Here is a 15017-nt window from a genome sequence, read left to right on the forward strand (position 1 = left end):
CCTCACTCTGTCGAAACGGGGCGATCCTCGTCGTGCAGCGCGGCATGCAGCGTATGCCACGCAAGCGTCGCACACTTCACACGCGCGGGAAATTCGCGCACGCCGGACAGCACCGCCAGCTTGCCCAACGCCGACGCGGCTGCCGCCTGCCCTGCAGCGGGTGTTGTCACCATCTCGTGAAAACGTCCGAACAGCGCTTCGGCCTCCGCTTCCGTTTTGCCTTTCAGCGCCTCGGTCATCAGCGACGCGGACGCCGTCGCAATCGCACAGCCCACGCCTTCGAAACTTGCGTCCTTGACGACGCCATCCTCGATTCGCAGATACAGCGTGATCCGGTCGCCACACAACGGGTTGTAGCCCTCGGCCTGGTGATTGGCGTCGACCAGCCCATGACAGTTACGCGGCCGCCGGTAGTGGTCGAAGATGACTTCCTGATACAGGTCGCGCAGATCACTCATGAGCCAAATACCTCCCTGACCCTGCCGAGACCTTCGATCAGGACGTCGATATCCTCGTGCGTGTTGTAGAGGGCGAGTGACGCGCGCACTGTCGCCGGTACGCCAAACCGCTGCATCACCGGCATCGCGCAGTGGTGGCCCGCCCGCACGGCGACGCCGTGATGATCGAGAATCGTACCGACATCGTGCGCATGCACGCCGTCGAGCACGAATGACAGGATGCTCGCCTTGTCGCGTGCGGTACCGATAAGACGCAAACCCGCTATCGTCCGCAATGCGTCCGTGGCGTAAGCGAGGAGGTCGGCCTCGTGCGCGGCGATGACTTCCATGCCGATGCGGTCGACATAGTCGAGCGCCGCGCCCAGCGCAATCGCGCCGGCAATGTTCGGCGTGCCCGCTTCGAACTTCCACGGAATCGCGTTGTATTCCGTTTTCTCGAACGTCACCGAACGGATCATGTCACCACCACCCTGCCACGGCGGCATCGCCTCAAGCAGCGCAGCCCTGGCATACAGCACACCGATGCCAGTCGGCCCGTACACCTTATGCCCAGAAAACGCGTAGAAATCACAATCGAGCGCGCGGACGTCGACTGGCAGATGCGAGATCGCCTGTGCGCCATCCAGCAGCACCGGTACGCCCTTCGCGTGCGCCGCTGCAACAATGCGCTCCACCGGATTGATGCTGCCGAGCGCGTTAGCCAGATGCGTCATCGCGACCAGCCGCGTACGTTCGCCCAACAGGCGCTCGTACGCGTCGGCATCGAGCGCGCCGGTATCGTCGATCGGCACCACTTTCAGCGCCGCGCCAGTCTGCTCGCAGACCAGCTGCCACGGCACAATGTTCGAATGGTGCTCCATCGCGCTGATCAGGATTTCGTCGCCGGGCTTGAGCTGTGGGCGCGCGTAGCTCTGGGCGACGAGATTGATCGCTTCGGTCGTGCCACGTACGAACACGATCTCCTCCGGACGCTGCGCATTGATGAAGCGTGCAATCTTCGCGCGTGCTGCTTCGAATGCATCGGTCGCGCGCTGCGACAGCAGATGCAAGCCGCGGTGCACGTTGGCGTTGCTATGCCGGTAGTAAGCATTTTCCGCGTAGATGACCGAGGCAGGCTTCTGCGTAGTGGCGCCATTGTCGAGATAGACCAATGGCCGGCCATGCACGCGCTCGCCCAGAATCGGAAAATCGGCCCGCCAGTGTTCGACATTGCGTGGATCTGGCGTCTGCATCTGTTCGATCGGCTTCATAGCAACTCCCTGATGCGCTCGCCTTCCGGGGTGCGCGCGAGCAGCAGGCTTTCGAGCCGGGCGCGCAGCGAATCGATGCGCACACGTTCGACAATGTCGCGCGCAAATGCGTACGTCAGTAGCGCCCGCGCCACGCGTTCTTCGACACCGCGCGCCCGCAGATAGAACAGCTGGTTCCCGTCCAGTTGACCGACCGTCGCGCCGTGTGTGCATTTCACGTCGTCGGCGTAGATCTCGAGTTGCGGCTTCGTGTCGATTTCCGCATCGCGTGACAGCAGCAGGTTGTGATTCGCCTGATGCGTGTCCGTTTTCTGCGCATCGCGATGCACAATGACGCGCCCGTTGAACACGCCGCGCGCGGCCCCGTCGAGCACGCCGCGGTAGTATTCGCGACTCGTGCCATGCGGCTCTGCGTGATCGATGCGCGTGTGGTGATCGACGTGCTGCCGGCCGCCAACGAAATAGAGACCGTTCAACGTGGCTTGCGCGTTCGCAGCGTTCAGGCTCGTACTGATGCCCGTGCGCGACAACGCGGCGCCGAACGCGAACGCATGCGAGGTAAAACAGCTGGCGCGTTGCTGCGCTGCAGCGACTAACGCGATATGAAACGCCTTCGAGCCTTCCTGCTGCAACCGGTAGTGCTGCACATCCGCCTGTTCGTCTACGACGATGCGGGTAACCGCATTGGTCCAGTACGCGTCGTCGCCCAGCCCTACAAAGTGCTCGACGATCACGCAGCCCGAGCGTACTCCGGCAAGCACGACGTTGAACGGCTGCACCGCAAGACCGGCTTCGTCGGTCAGGAACAGCATGTGCAACGGTTGATCGATGACCTCGCCAGGCGGTAGCACGACGGCAAATCCATCCGTCAGAAACGCCGTGTTTAGCGCGGTAAAGCCGTCGGCATACGTCTGCGAGGCGATCGCCGCTTGCAGTCGTTGCGGCATTTCTCTCAACGCCCGCGTGAGCGAGCCCACAAATACGCCATGCGGCAAGCCATTCAATCTCGACAGCCGCGGCACATGGCGACCATTGACGAACACCAGTCGATGGCCAGCCGGGTCCAGCGCGAGTTCATCGACACTGCGTGGCAGGTCGCTACCGCCGATGCGGTCGATGCGGTCGGTGCGGCCGGTGCGTTGCGGCGCGAAATGCCAGGGCCGATTGCCGATCGCCGACACGTTCGTGTACTTCCAGTCCTCGTGCCGCGTGGTCGGCAAGCCGAGCGCGTTGAACTGGTCGAAGGCGCTTCGGCGCGCGGCACGCAGCCACGGCAACTCAGCGCCGGGCAACGTCATCGCGAGTTGCCCGAAAGCCTGGTGGAAGTGCTCGAGAGATTCGTTTTTCATGGATGCCCTGCACTTGCTGCACTGGCCGAGTGCACCGCTTCATCCTCGATCCAGCCATAGCCCTTACGTTCCAGCTCCAGGGCCAGTTCACGCGGCCCCGACTTCACGATCCGGCCGTTTGCCAGCACATGCACGCGATCCGGCACGACATAATCCAGCAGTCGCTGATAGTGCGTGACCAGCACGATCGCCCGCTCCGGACTGCGCATGCTGTTGACGCCCTGCGCGACAACCTGCAGCGCATCGATGTCGAGTCCGGAATCCGTTTCGTCAAGGATGGCGAGCCGGGGCACCAGCACCGCCATCTGCAGGATCTCGTTGCGCTTCTTTTCTCCGCCGGAAAAGCCTTCGTTGACTGCGCGATACAAGAGGCTCTCGTCCATCTGCATCAGCGTCATTCTGTCCTTGACCAGTTGCAGAAACTCCATCGCGTCGAGTTCCGGCTCGCCACGATGCCGACGCTGCGCGTTCAACGCCGCCTTCAGCAGGTAAACGTTGCTCACACCGGGTATCTCAACGGGATACTGGAACGCGAGAAACAGTCCTTCGTGCGCACGCTCTTCAGGCGCGAGCACCAGCAGATCGCGGCCGAGATACGAGACCTCGCCGCCGGTAACAACAACGTCCTCGCGCCCTGCCAGCGCGTGGGCAAGCGTGCTCTTGCCTGAGCCGTTCGGGCCCATGATCGCGTGTACCTCGCCGGCCTTCACGCTCAGATCGATGCCGCGCAGAATTTTCTTGCCGTCGACTTCGACTTGCAGATTGCTGATTTCAAGCATGGTTCCGATCCCTCGCGAATCGCCGTGGGCCAGGTACTAACGGTTAGCCCACACTGCCTTCCAGGCTGACACCGAGCAGCTTCTGCGCCTCGACGGCGAACTCCATCGGCAGCTCCTTGAAGACTTCCTTGCAGAAGCCGTTGACGATCATCGACACCGCGTCCTCCGCAGACAGTCCGCGCTGCCGGCAATAGAACAACTGGTCTTCGCCGATGCGTGATGTCGACGCTTCGTGCTCGACCTTCGCGGTCGGGTTCTTGACCTCGATATAGGGGAATGTGTGCGCACTGCACCGGTCGCCGAGCAACAGCGAATCGCACTGTGTGTAATTGCGCGCACCTTCGGCCATACCGCCGACCTTCACGAGGCCGCGATACGCATTCTTTCCGCGGCCCGCTGAAATGCCTTTCGACAGGATCGTGCTGCGCGTATTGCGGCCGAGGTGAACCATCTTCGTCCCGGTATCGGCCTGTTGATAGTGGTTGGTCAGCGCCACCGAATAGAATTCACCGACCGAGTTATCGCCCTGCAGGATCACGCTCGGGTACTTCCAGGTGATCGCCGAACCGGTTTCCACCTGAGTCCACGAAATCTTCGAATTCGCCTCGCGGCAGTCGCCACGCTTGGTAACGAAGTTGTAGATGCCGCCCTTGCCCGACGCGTCGCCGGGATACCAGTTCTGCACCGTCGAATAGCGGATCTGTGCCCCTTCCAGCGCAATCAGCTCGACCACCGCGGCATGCAGCTGATTTTCGTCGCGCATCGGTGCGGTGCAGCCTTCCAGATAGCTCACGTACGCGCCTCTGTCTGCGATGATCAGCGTGCGCTCAAACTGCCCGGTGTTCTGCGCGTTGATGCGAAAGTAGGTCGACAGCTCCATCGGGCAGCGCACGCCCGGCGGGATATAGCAGAACGAGCCGTCGCTGAACACGGCGGAATTCAGCGACGCGAAGAAATTGTCGGTATGCGGCACCACCGAGCCGAGATACCTCCGCACCAGCTCAGGATGATGCTGCACGGCATCCGAGAACGAGCAGAACACGATGCCGAGTTCCGCAAGCTTTTCGCGGAACGTCGTGGCTACCGAGACGCTGTCAAATACGGCATCCACCGCGACGCCAGCCAGGAGTTCGCGTTCTCTCAGCGGCACACCCAGCTTTTCGTAGGTACGCAGCAGCTCTGGATCGACTTCATCGAGACTCTTCGGACGATTATTCTGCGCCATCGGCGCTGAATAATAGACGATTCTCTGGTAGTCGATCGGCGGATGCTGGATCGTCGCCCAATGCGGCTCCGCCATCGTGAGCCAGTGCCGATAGGCCGCGAGACGCCATTCGAGCATGAACGCCGGCTCGCTTTTCTTCGCGGAAATGAGCCGGACCACGTCCTCGCTCAACCCGCTCGGCAACGCGTCGGCCTCCAGGTCAGTCACGAAACCATGCTGGTATTCGCGACCGATCAGTTCGTCGAAACCGGTTGTAGATGCGCTCATGCATGGCCTCCGTCAATCGTCCTGCGCGCCAGTGGCGTCGCACCCGCGCGGCGGCTGGGGATGCTGCGCGCACGAATCGCGCTGATATCGACCGCGCGCAAGGTCGGTCCCGCCATATCCGCCAGCGTGACCTGCTGTAGCGCCTCGTAGATCACGCGATTGACCTTCTGCCAGTTGGCGCGCACGGTGCACGCCACCTCCAGGAGGCACAAGCCCGGCTGCGTGCTGCATTCAGTGATCCCGATCGGGCCGTCAACTGCGGAGATCACCTCAGCCAGCGTGATCCGCCCGGGCGGCCGCGGCAGCAGGTAACCGCCGTTCGTGCCGCGCAGCGACTCCACCACACCGCCCCGCGTCAGGACTTTCAGCACCTTTGACACCGTAGGCATCGCGACGCCGGTCGCCGCCGCAATGCTGCTTGCGCTGTGGACGGCGTCCGGTTCGCGCGCCATCGCGGTCATGATCACCGTGCCGTAGTCGGCAAGTTTGCTCATGCGCAACATCGGAATGCCTCCCGCTTGAATCAGAACCGATTTAGTACTGATTAGATCGAAATGGAATCGGCACGTTTGCTGTGAAGGACGTCGTCCTGCGTGGGGATTCCTGGCCACGTCGCCAACCGCTTCCCGTTTCACGTTTCACGTTTCTCGTTTCTCGTTTCCGGAGAAGCATTTCGATGTACGACGGGTACGTTGATTTCATTCTAGACCTGTATGGAAGACCTTGTCAGTGCATGGGTCTTCGTGACCGACGGCTCTGGAGAGACACGCCCCATCGCCCCGAATACCCACCCGCCCGTCCAGACATTAATTGTTTGACACCTAAAATATCGACCAGATTAAAGGTCAGAACCCACGCGCGGAACGGGCATGCGTATCGACTGTATCGGGGAGGCCCAGCCCGGCTGTAGTTTGATCTGTCGACGAACGCGTATCGTGGCTTAACCCCAGGAGCCGAGGTCATCGCCGGGCTGTGGTCGCCGTGGCCCGCAAACTTGCCGTCATTCTGCGCAAGATGTGGGTAGATGGCTCCGGTTTCCGCTGCGGGTCGATGGTGGCGACGGCAACATACAAGCCGCTCACCAGAACTGAACCTTACTGGAAGCGTCCGAAGCGTGGACGATGGTCTGGAAGCAGCCGCAACTGACTGCCGCGCCCCGAGCGCGCCCTGGAGCGAGGCGCTCCATTCCTGTCCGATCAATGCGTGCAGCGTGCCGTTGCGTCTACGAGCCGACTGCGGAAAGACGCGTGACCCGCGCCCAGGACGTTCTCAAAGCCAACCCACCGGAGGATCGACCCTTGACATCACCGCCGCAATGGCAGCGAAAACTCTGCTGGGTAACGCTGTAGCCAGGCGTAACAGCGGCTCAACGGCGTCGCGGGTTTACGCCGACTAGGCGAGGTGCCGGGTGCGTCCGAAACTCGTGGCGTCGAGCGACATCGAGGGCAACCAGATAAGCCCCGATTCTGTGCCTACATAGCAGGAACCGGAGATCTCCATGCAGCGAATGGTCGAATATCGTGGATTTGAAATTCACGTTGAGTTGGTATCCACGTCGAAGGACATGTTCGACGTCTGGTTTCGCATCGAAGGCGCCACCAAACCTGCGGGGGTCGCGGCAATCGGCGAGCGCATAAAAGTTCGTGGCGGGCCGTTCTCTCGTCGCTGGGCTTATCTTGTTGCAGAGATAGTCGGCCAAGCTGCTATCGACGTAATTCTCGGCGTTACTGAAGAGAAGCTGATCGCAGAGCCGTCTGATGCTCGCGGCGAACTCGTGGCGCGCCCTGGCTCCAATGCACTCGTAGCGGCCCGCGATTCCTCGAAAAAAACCGCGGTGGAGATGGACATGGCGAAAGGCAAAGAAGTATTCGCGTCTCATAAGGGCTTCGTGATTCGTGTCCTTGCGGTTCCCGAATATTCTCCACACCCTCCGGGTGTGCCTTTCGGGTACGTTGGGTACGTCGCTCGTCCCGAAGCAGACATTCGCGTGGCCGGGCAAAGGATGAACTTTTCTCACCCTGTAGCCGAGTATCTGTCGGCCGAAGCGGCAGAACAGGCTGGCTTTGTTGAAGGGCGATCGATCATTGATCGCATCCATCCCGACGGACTTACTACGGACGGCCTTTAACGAGTGACTGGCCGGGAGCTTCGTGATAACCATGAAGCGGGATTACGTTTCGTGGATGCCCACGCCGTATGCCCGGACAGCGCTGCAAAATCTGGCCATCGCCTTCGACCATTACATCGAGTCGCATCCACACAGCGCATTGAAATATCATTGGCCACGCGAGTTTCGCCAGCGACCAAATTCACCAACCTGAGCGTGACCGTGTGTCCGGTCATGCCAGGGCAAGTCCATACCACTGGCTGCGTCCCGCTCCTGGCCCGAACCGGGACGGTTGCGACCAGCAGTAACCGACCTTTTCCTGCGTCAGAACACAAACAGCTCCGTTGTTGACGGTCGTAAGACTATCGTCCGCATCCCGGGGGCGCGATGCCTCGTGGCACAAAACCACAACGCTCGAAGAGCCGTTCCGAAGGTTCGTTCCCCACAGTGATCATCGCGCAACACGCGCAATGGCCAGCGATGAGAAGGTTCCTCAGGGAAGCCTTGACCAGGCTGCTTGCCATGCCATTTCCCTGCATTGAGGGCCTGGTCGCCACCATCGCGATGACCGGGCAGTCGAACGGTTCATAATCGGTAACGACGCAGGCCGACAGCAATTTGCCATCACGCTCGACAACCGATGATGCGGCGAGGATGCAATCGCCATAGCGGCCTTCGAAAAGCGCGTTCGCTTTTGCGAGGTAGTCCGCTTCGGTTTGCTGAAGGTCGTCGGTCGTACCCTTAAAGGCTGTAAAAAACAACGCCCCGAGTTGCACCGCGTCGTCGGTCCTGACCATCCGTACCTCATCCCCCCCTTGAGCGAATTCGTCGAACCTGGTCAACTCAATGCGCCACATCCGGCTCTCTCTTCGCGGCGGTTTCTGATCCATGAGTGGTTGCCCTTCGAAAATCGTTGCCCTGAGTCACACAGACTCGATTCAATTATGGCAGGGGTATCCCGGTGTGCGATGCGTGGCATGCTAGAAACTCTGTTACCAAACGGGACGATTTACGGCGGTAGGGTCGAGCAGGCAAGCTCGTGAATCGGACGGTCTCACCCGAACAAGCTGCTGTGTTGCGGCGTGCCATCGCCAACTATCGGAAGGCGAAGAAGATGCTGCTGGCGTGGGAGGACGAAACCGGCCGCCTGATAGACGCCGAAGAACCACGGGAACCCTAACCTACCCGAGCGCCCGGGAAATTACGCGGAAATTCGACCGGCGATCTGCGGAAGGTAACTGTTGTCGTTCACTTGCTGCGGGCGCATTTCCTCCATCGCATACCAGCGCAGCTTCCGCTGTAAGACCGGCGCACCGCTGCGATCAACACCGTGAACCTGGAACACGTTTTTCGCAATATCAAGACCGATGGCAAGCGTAGGCATGTCGAATCTCCCGAAAGTGTGCGCCCCGGATGCTGGCGCCCATGCGCCGATCATCACGTGACTCCTTCTTCCATACGGCGATCGGTGACAACTGTGCGTTGGCGGCCAGTTTGTCAAAACGGCCCCAAACGACTCGAACCTGTTCTGACATGACTTCCTCGATTCGTGGTTGTGAGCGAATTCGAATATGCGCCTTCAGCTTGGCGTCGCAACGCGCATTCGGGCGACGTCAAGCTGCGGGCGCGACGAAGAGTCAGTTGTCGTCTGACCGGACTGGCGGGCGCGCATGCGGTACCGGCTCGTCTTTATCTGCGTCCGGTGCAGATGACTCGGTCTGCGGCGCCGCGCCAGGGAGCGGCCTGTCTCGCGTCGCAGGTGGCTCGGCAGGTTTTGTGGCGGGGTCTGACGGCATCGCGTTCTCCTGATGACTTGGGAAAATCCCCACCACCACGCTAGCACTGAACATCCGGCGTGGCTTGCGCGCGGAACCGCAGGACCACCAGCCGCGCATGGGTGGCAGATGCTACGATAACTGGAAATCGCTGCGGAGGACTAAATGCAAAGCCCCCCTCTGTTCCACGTGCTTCTCGACCACCTGGAAGCGAACGGCACCCTGCCGATCGACATTCAGCGGTTTGTCGACCGGTGGCACCGACTTCGATCGCACGAAGCTTTTCCTTGCCCAGTCTGCTACCTCGCTGGCGAGGAGCAGCCACTCGCTGCATTGCCCGCGCAGGGTAACTTCGAGCCATTCAAATGCCGAGGTTGCCGGACCCAGTTCGACGTACCAATCGACGGGTAACGCCACGTGTTCCGAAATGAAAGGGACAACGCAAAACGCCGGTGTCCATGAGCGTATCGCCTAAAATGCAAGCATGCCGGCGACCCGGCACGGAGGCTGCCATGGCCGGGTTGATGTCGGGAATGCTGTTTGGGGTGATTGTGCTGATCATGGCTGCAATATTGGTAGCAGAGCGCTAGAGACCCGCACACCACAGGAATCGGCAATTCCGCTGGCTGGACACGCATCCCGTGCGGGACTGGCTGCACCATAAGCCTTGATCGCGCGGCCAGAATTGAAAGCTCAACCCAAGGACTGCATTGGCCAAACCGCATCAGTTGCAGCGGTTTGGCCAATGGCGATGCACCTTCACGGTGTGTCAGACCCGATGATGATGATCGTTCTCGTCTGCATATGCCGGTGCAGTAGCGCCGAGGGTAACGGCGGCGGCTACGGGGGCGAGAAGGACTTTCGTCATGGCATTTCCGGTTCGTTGCAGCGCCTTGGAGGTCAGCAGCCGCGACTATCGCGGCCCCTTGATGAAGATCCCTGCTCATCACGGAGTTCGGCGGCATCAATGACAAGGTGGCGTGGTTCATCCACATGAAATTCCCGGCCTTCGGGCCAAGCCATGTTAACCACCCGCACCACAGTCCAGCGGCCGTGTCGTCCAGCGCGCCATCAGATGGACGCTCCTTTCGAGCCGGAAACGCGACGCCGTGTCGCTTGCGTCAGGGCAACATTTTCGCGGCGTGCTGATCGCCGTCAAGCGCGTTTCGTTCCCGTTCATCCGATGACCCTCCGGCCGCGACGGGGGACGGAACGGGACGCAGTCAGGAGACAGCATGTGGTATGCGTGGCTTGAAGAGCAGCGTGGCCTGATGCAGTCGCTCAGCAACTGGGCGATGCGCGGATGCGATGCCTGGACGTCGCCGGCGATGCCTTGCATGCCCGTCGCCGCTGCCGGCTATGACTGGCTGTACCGGTGGGTTCAACCGCCCCCCGAGCCACCGCCGTTCGGCATCGCGGCGGTGACGGTCGGCGACCGGTCGGTATCCGTGGTCGAGCGGGTGGTCGACAGCACGCCGTTTTGCGCGCTGCGGCAATTCACGCGCGCGCCGGCGCCCGTTGCATCCGGGCGCGGTCAGAGCCGCACTGCGACACCGGACATCTTCCTTTGCGCGCCGCTCGCGGGACACCACGCGGTCATGCTGCGCGAAACGGTCGAAACGCTGCTGCAGGACGGCGATGTGTATGTCACCGACTGGGCCAACGCACGTGACGTGCCGCTTGCCGCAGGCCGCTTCGGACTCGACGACTATGTGCTCGCGGTCGAACGCTTTCTGCGAAAACTGGGCGGTGCCCACACGCACGTTATCGCCGTCTGTCAGGCCACCGCGCCGACCCTTGCGGCTGCGGCATTGCTGGCGCGGGCTGGCGAAGTCCCGCCGCTCAGCCTGACGCTTATGGGCGGGCCGATCGATACGCGCCTCAGTCCAACGGCCGTCGACCGCCTGGCGCAAAGCCACAGCCTCGACTGGTTTCGCGAAACGGTGATCGACACCGTGCCGCCCCGTTACGCCGGTTCCGGCCGCCGGGTCTGTCCGGGCTTCATCCAGCATGCGACGATCGTCGCCGCGCATCCACACCGCCAGTTGGCACTCGAATCGCGCTACTGGTCGAGCCGTCTCTCAGCTGACGCGACAGCCGTCGCGAACAACCTGCGTTCGCTGAACGAATACGCCGCGATCCTCGACATGGCCGAAGACTATCTGCTCGACACGATCCGCGTGATCTTTCAGGAACAGCGCCTCGCGCGTGGGGAATGGCGCGTCGGCGGACGCTGTGTGCAACCGCAGGATCTCGCATCCACGGCGCTTTGCACGGTCGAGGGCGACCTCGACGATATTACAGGCGCGGGCCAGACGCATGTCGCTCACACGCTGTGCAGTACGATCCCGGTACAGAAGCGCTGCCGTCTGACGATATCGGATTGCGAGCACTACGACCTGTTCACCGGCCCGAGGTGGCACGAGGTGATTCACCCCGCCGTGGTCCGGTTTTGGGCGTCGGTGCGCTAACCAGGGTGCTCTTGCAGGAACAACAGGCAATTCTGGAACGAACACACCGCGTCTGCGGCAGCGGTCTACTCATCGATCTGACCAGCGCGCCGAGCCTTTCTGCGTTCCTCAAGGCGTCGGCCCGCGAGCGTCGCTGACCCTGAAGCGACATTCAACGTTCCAACTCTCAGTCGTCCGCTCACAGGCGTTGAGCAGATATTCGGGAAATCGGCTTGGATGGCTGTCCCTCGGCTGCTCCGTGCAGCCGCACACGGGTTGCCAATCGCTCACCAATGTCGACTTTGCGGAATCGCCGGCCCATTGGAGCTATCGGCCACAGTTTCGGACGCTCGAGCTCGACGCCCCGTAAGCGGATGGTCACCCGTGCGATTGCAGGGCGCGACGTGGCAGGGCCACGCTGACACCAGTCAAGACCGGCGCGTAGGCGCATTGGGCTCCGGGATGCCTGGGGTTACTGATCGAGGCCGCCCGCATCGCTCCGGATCGACAAGGCCACATCACTCCCCCCCCCCGTTGATCCCGCTTCCACTTCGCCATACCTGCTTGCCCCGCTCGGAGAGTTCGCCTCAACAGCGGGATCTCATTCCGGCTTATCGAAGACGCCAGCTTCGAGATCCTGTCTGAAATGCTGCACCCAACCGGTTTCGAAGCCGATGGGGTATTCCCTCGCAATTTGTGTTGATAGTCTGGTTACGGTGACATAACCCTGCAGGCCGACGTTCTCGTCGCCCTTGGGGTCAGTTGTATCCGTTTCCAGCAGTTCGAATTCGTCTTCTGCCAGGCCCTTGCGCTGCAAGGTCGCCAGGAAAGCCTGACGTTCATCCGCTTCGATCAGTCGCATCTTCCGCCCTCCCTTCTGTCCGACAGCGATATTCGTGGCCCCCTTCACGACGTTGTCATAACCCCAGAACGTTACGCAGTGCCCGAGTGCGTCATAGCTGCGGCTGAGGTTGTGAAAGCCGAATGCCATCCGCTCATCTGGGGCCGATCCGGTCGCAGTCGGGAATCACCAGCGTACAGCTTTTGTGCACACGCTCGATGGAAAACTGTCCGGACAGTTTTGTCATAGTTCCTGCCACCCTTCATGACCCGTCGCAATTTGAATCGGTGCGCGCATCACCATGAGCGGTCGAAACCGCCTGCAGGTGCCGTAAAAAGACGCAAAGCCACGCTCGCGGTATGTCCCTTCTGCGTAAAACTCCTGCGCTGAACCATGTCATCGCGTGACGTTGTCCCGCCCGGGGGATTGTTTGCACGGTGCCGCTATCAGCAGCAATTGCGCGAAGCGCCCGGGCTCGTATCTGTGCCGGTAGCAACGGCCGCTCGCTGGACGAGCCGATGCGAATGGACGGATCAGTCCATGCGCAGACCGATAGCAGAGGCCCGTTGGCCACAACAGGGCTACACTCAAAATGGGATAAATTCCGGAGCAATACCATGACCGACGCTACCCCCCAAAGCACATTTCGCAGTCTTCCCCTGACGCCGGAGCAGGACGCAGAAGTCAGGCACTACATAAAGAAGAAAGAGCAGCACGGCGCGCCGTGGGACACGCCGGAGTTGGAAGCCATGCTTCGAGACATGCTGGAGCCCCCGAGCGACGACGACGGAGGACCCGGTTCCACCGTCGACGAAACGAAGGCGGCCACAGAACGCGCGACAGCCTCCATCGACGAGACCATGGAACCCATTGAAGCCTGCGAAGAGCGGAATGCTGCGATGGAAACCGAGGGTATGAGGGGACCGAAGCGTTGAATCCCAGGCAGCGCTCGCGACTGGTCTTGAAATTCACCCTGCGCGTTCGGACCGTGGCATAAGCCTGTTGGGAACCCGGAATCACATCGTTTGCGGCGCCGCCGGTCAGTTCTGCAATCAGCGCCCCCACTGGCGAGAAGGCGGGGCTCGCCGTGTACTTCGATGCCTGCGCCCCAGACACTCCTTTCGGAGGACAATGAAACACGTTCTATCGATGTACCCCTACCCGTACCGGGCACAAAGCCGATTTCAAGGTCGGCGCAGAAGCCAGCCGGGGATCTGTCGCAGTCACTGCGCGAAACCACTCGCGACGAGTACGGAAAAAGCAATCAGGCAAACGATGCCGGAGGACCGCACGGGATTATGCCTAGTCGGCCACAACCTCTCAGTTAGATGGAACGTCCGGTGGCTCTCCATCTAATGAACGTCGATCGTGGACCTGCTCGGCTCGCGTCGTGCCACCCTTTTCGTGGAACTGTGCGAAAGCGCAAAGAGCCGTGTAGCAAGCCACACCCGGGATGATTGCGCGGACGTTGTACCGGTGGCGCTCTTTCGATGTATGTCCTATCTGCGACAGGAGGAGATCGTGAAACGCGATATGAATCTGGCACTCGCAATATTGAAGACTCTCGAGGAAAACAAATCCCCGCACCTCAGCGAATTTGACATTGAAAGTGTGCTCAAGGAAGCGTTCGATGTTTCGAACCGGGGTGTGGGGTATCAATTGAACCTGCTGGCCGACGCAAATCTCGTCCGCTCGATGGGTAGCGACTGGCGGCTAACCTGGGATGGCCACGAGTTTTTGAAGTCGGCGGTCCCGAATACCTTCGAAGACACCTGAAGGGTGACCTGAACGCTGTAAGCATCCCCCGGCTTTCGTGAAGACAACCCGATTGCCAGGGCATCGCACAGGAGGCGCCGAACGCAACAGCGGTTTGCCGAAGCGCGTTCGATTCCATGACTTGATGACGACCGCGCCCCAATGTCCAGCCAGTAGGTTTTGTACAGCCGCATGTGCGGATATTCCTGGTCTGAGGCGAACATGGACCGGGTATAGCATGCGATGCTTGAATATCACGAGCGCAGCAAGCATCGCGTCAGCGGCTACGCCCCTGGGCCCGGGAATCTCGACTGGGCAACCCAACCGGATCCGTTCCGGGTGTTTCACGGCGCACCGCGCATTGGTCTGCCGTTAGCCGCGGACAGCCTGACTACACGCTACAACGAACTGCGCTGCGGCGCTTTACCGCCCGCGCGCAGATTCGATCTTTCCAGTCTGGCAATCCTGTTCGAACTTTCGCTCGGCCTGTCGGCGTGGAAATCCTACGGCACCCAGCGGTGGGCACTGCGCTGCAACCGTTCGAGCGGAAATCTGCATCCGACCGAGGGCTATCTTCTGTGTCCGACTCTGCCCGGCTTGTCCGATGGGGTCTACCGTTACCTGAGCCGGGACCATTCCCTTGAATGCCGCCCGGACGGTCAGTTGAAACTCCCCCACTTATGGTCGCGCAAATTCCCCCACCCTGTGAAGCAGGACTAAGGGTTATTTAGCTGGTTTTCGATTTCCGTGCAAGCGTTTCA

Annotated in this window: 15 protein-coding genes and 2 pseudogenes; 7 read left to right on the forward strand and 10 right to left on the reverse strand. The window is 61.0% G+C overall.

Annotated features, from left to right (window positions below):
* Nucleotides 1-2: 2 nt before the first annotated feature.
* The 6 genes from sufU to KHO33_RS37335 are packed head-to-tail and all read right to left on the reverse strand — an operon-like array spanning nucleotide 3 to nucleotide 5831.
* Nucleotides 3-458, reverse strand: a complete 456-nt coding sequence (gene sufU, locus KHO33_RS37310) for a Fe-S cluster assembly sulfur transfer protein SufU (RefSeq protein WP_200568366.1) — start codon at nucleotides 456-458, stop codon at nucleotides 3-5.
* Nucleotides 455-1708: a cysteine desulfurase gene (locus tag KHO33_RS37315; protein WP_200568365.1), complete on the reverse strand. Its 1254-nt coding sequence runs from the start codon at nucleotides 1706-1708 to the stop codon at nucleotides 455-457. Before KHO33_RS37315 ends, sufU begins: the two co-directional genes overlap by 4 nt.
* Nucleotides 1705-3057 carry a Fe-S cluster assembly protein SufD gene (sufD, locus tag KHO33_RS37320; protein ID WP_200568364.1) on the reverse strand — a complete coding sequence of 451 codons (1353 nt, stop codon included), beginning with the start codon at nucleotides 3055-3057 and terminating at the stop codon, nucleotides 1705-1707. The genes KHO33_RS37315 and sufD overlap by 4 nt, the downstream gene beginning before the upstream one ends.
* Entirely contained in the window at nucleotides 3054-3836 is a 783-nt protein-coding gene (sufC, locus tag KHO33_RS37325) for a Fe-S cluster assembly ATPase SufC (RefSeq protein WP_200568363.1), read from the reverse strand. The genes sufD and sufC overlap by 4 nt, the downstream gene beginning before the upstream one ends.
* A 43-nt stretch (nucleotides 3837-3879) precedes the next feature.
* On the reverse strand, nucleotides 3880-5328 hold the full coding sequence (sufB, locus tag KHO33_RS37330) for a Fe-S cluster assembly protein SufB (RefSeq protein ID WP_200568362.1): 1449 nt from the start codon (nucleotides 5326-5328) through the stop codon (nucleotides 3880-3882).
* Complete coding sequence (locus KHO33_RS37335) at nucleotides 5325-5831, reverse strand: SUF system Fe-S cluster assembly regulator (protein ID WP_200568361.1); 507 nt, start codon at nucleotides 5829-5831, stop codon at nucleotides 5325-5327. The genes sufB and KHO33_RS37335 overlap by 4 nt, the downstream gene beginning before the upstream one ends.
* A 995-nt stretch (nucleotides 5832-6826) precedes the next feature.
* On the opposite strand from KHO33_RS37335, the pseudogene KHO33_RS37340 reads away from it, so the two are divergent.
* Together KHO33_RS37340 and KHO33_RS37345 are read left to right on the forward strand one after the other, a co-directional pair.
* A pseudogene (locus tag KHO33_RS37340) lies at nucleotides 6827-7060 on the forward strand (hypothetical protein); the annotation flags it as partial.
* Between the two features lie 403 nt (nucleotides 7061-7463).
* Nucleotides 7464-7649, forward strand: a pseudogene (locus KHO33_RS37345) (IS3 family transposase); the annotation flags it as partial.
* Nucleotides 7650-7797: 148 nt separating this feature from the next.
* Here KHO33_RS37345 and KHO33_RS37350 read toward each other — a convergent pair.
* The gene (locus KHO33_RS37350; RefSeq protein WP_200568360.1) at nucleotides 7798-8325 is read right to left on the reverse strand and encodes a GNAT family N-acetyltransferase; all 528 of its coding nucleotides are present in this window, start codon (nucleotides 8323-8325) and stop codon (nucleotides 7798-7800) included.
* Nucleotides 8326-8474: 149 nt separating this feature from the next.
* On the opposite strand from KHO33_RS37350, the gene KHO33_RS37355 reads away from it, so the two are divergent.
* Nucleotides 8475-8615: a hypothetical protein gene (locus tag KHO33_RS37355; protein WP_200568359.1), complete on the forward strand. Its 141-nt coding sequence runs from the start codon at nucleotides 8475-8477 to the stop codon at nucleotides 8613-8615.
* A 21-nt stretch (nucleotides 8616-8636) separates the two neighbouring features.
* Here the strand turns inward: KHO33_RS37355 and KHO33_RS37360 are convergent, their stop codons facing one another.
* Both KHO33_RS37360 and KHO33_RS37365 read right to left on the reverse strand, forming a co-directional pair.
* The gene (locus tag KHO33_RS37360) at nucleotides 8637-8873 is read right to left on the reverse strand and encodes a hypothetical protein (protein WP_200568371.1); all 237 of its coding nucleotides are present in this window, start codon (nucleotides 8871-8873) and stop codon (nucleotides 8637-8639) included.
* A gap of 469 nt (nucleotides 8874-9342) precedes the next feature.
* Nucleotides 9343-9627 (reverse strand): hypothetical protein, encoded by a 285-nt coding sequence (locus KHO33_RS37365; RefSeq protein ID WP_200568358.1) that lies wholly within the window; start codon nucleotides 9625-9627, stop codon nucleotides 9343-9345.
* An 818-nt stretch (nucleotides 9628-10445) separates the two neighbouring features.
* Here KHO33_RS37365 and phaZ point away from each other — a divergent pair.
* Nucleotides 10446-11681, forward strand: a complete 1236-nt coding sequence (gene phaZ, locus KHO33_RS37370) for a polyhydroxyalkanoate depolymerase (protein WP_200568357.1) — start codon at nucleotides 10446-10448, stop codon at nucleotides 11679-11681.
* A 580-nt stretch (nucleotides 11682-12261) separates the two neighbouring features.
* Here the strand turns inward: phaZ and KHO33_RS37375 are convergent.
* Entirely contained in the window at nucleotides 12262-12522 is a 261-nt protein-coding gene (locus tag KHO33_RS37375; protein ID WP_200568370.1) for a transcriptional regulator, read from the reverse strand.
* A 596-nt stretch (nucleotides 12523-13118) separates the two neighbouring features.
* Between KHO33_RS37375 and KHO33_RS37380 the strand changes: the two genes are divergently transcribed.
* The 3 genes from KHO33_RS37380 (at nucleotide 13119) to KHO33_RS37390 (ending at nucleotide 14976) form a co-directional block, all read left to right on the forward strand.
* Nucleotides 13119-13436 (forward strand): hypothetical protein, encoded by a 318-nt coding sequence (locus tag KHO33_RS37380; RefSeq protein WP_200568356.1) that lies wholly within the window; start codon nucleotides 13119-13121, stop codon nucleotides 13434-13436.
* Nucleotides 13437-13869: 433 nt separating this feature from the next.
* Nucleotides 13870-14277, forward strand: coding sequence for a DUF2513 domain-containing protein (locus KHO33_RS42405; RefSeq protein WP_234480942.1), 408 nt, complete (start codon nucleotides 13870-13872; stop codon nucleotides 14275-14277).
* A 222-nt stretch (nucleotides 14278-14499) separates the two neighbouring features.
* Nucleotides 14500-14976: a nitroreductase family protein gene (locus KHO33_RS37390; RefSeq protein ID WP_234480941.1), complete on the forward strand. Its 477-nt coding sequence runs from the start codon at nucleotides 14500-14502 to the stop codon at nucleotides 14974-14976.
* The last annotated feature ends 41 nt before the right edge of the window (nucleotides 14977-15017 follow it).

The organism is Paraburkholderia nemoris (assembly GCF_905221015.1).
GTDB classification, from domain to species: Bacteria; Pseudomonadota; Gammaproteobacteria; order Burkholderiales; family Burkholderiaceae; genus Paraburkholderia; species Paraburkholderia nemoris.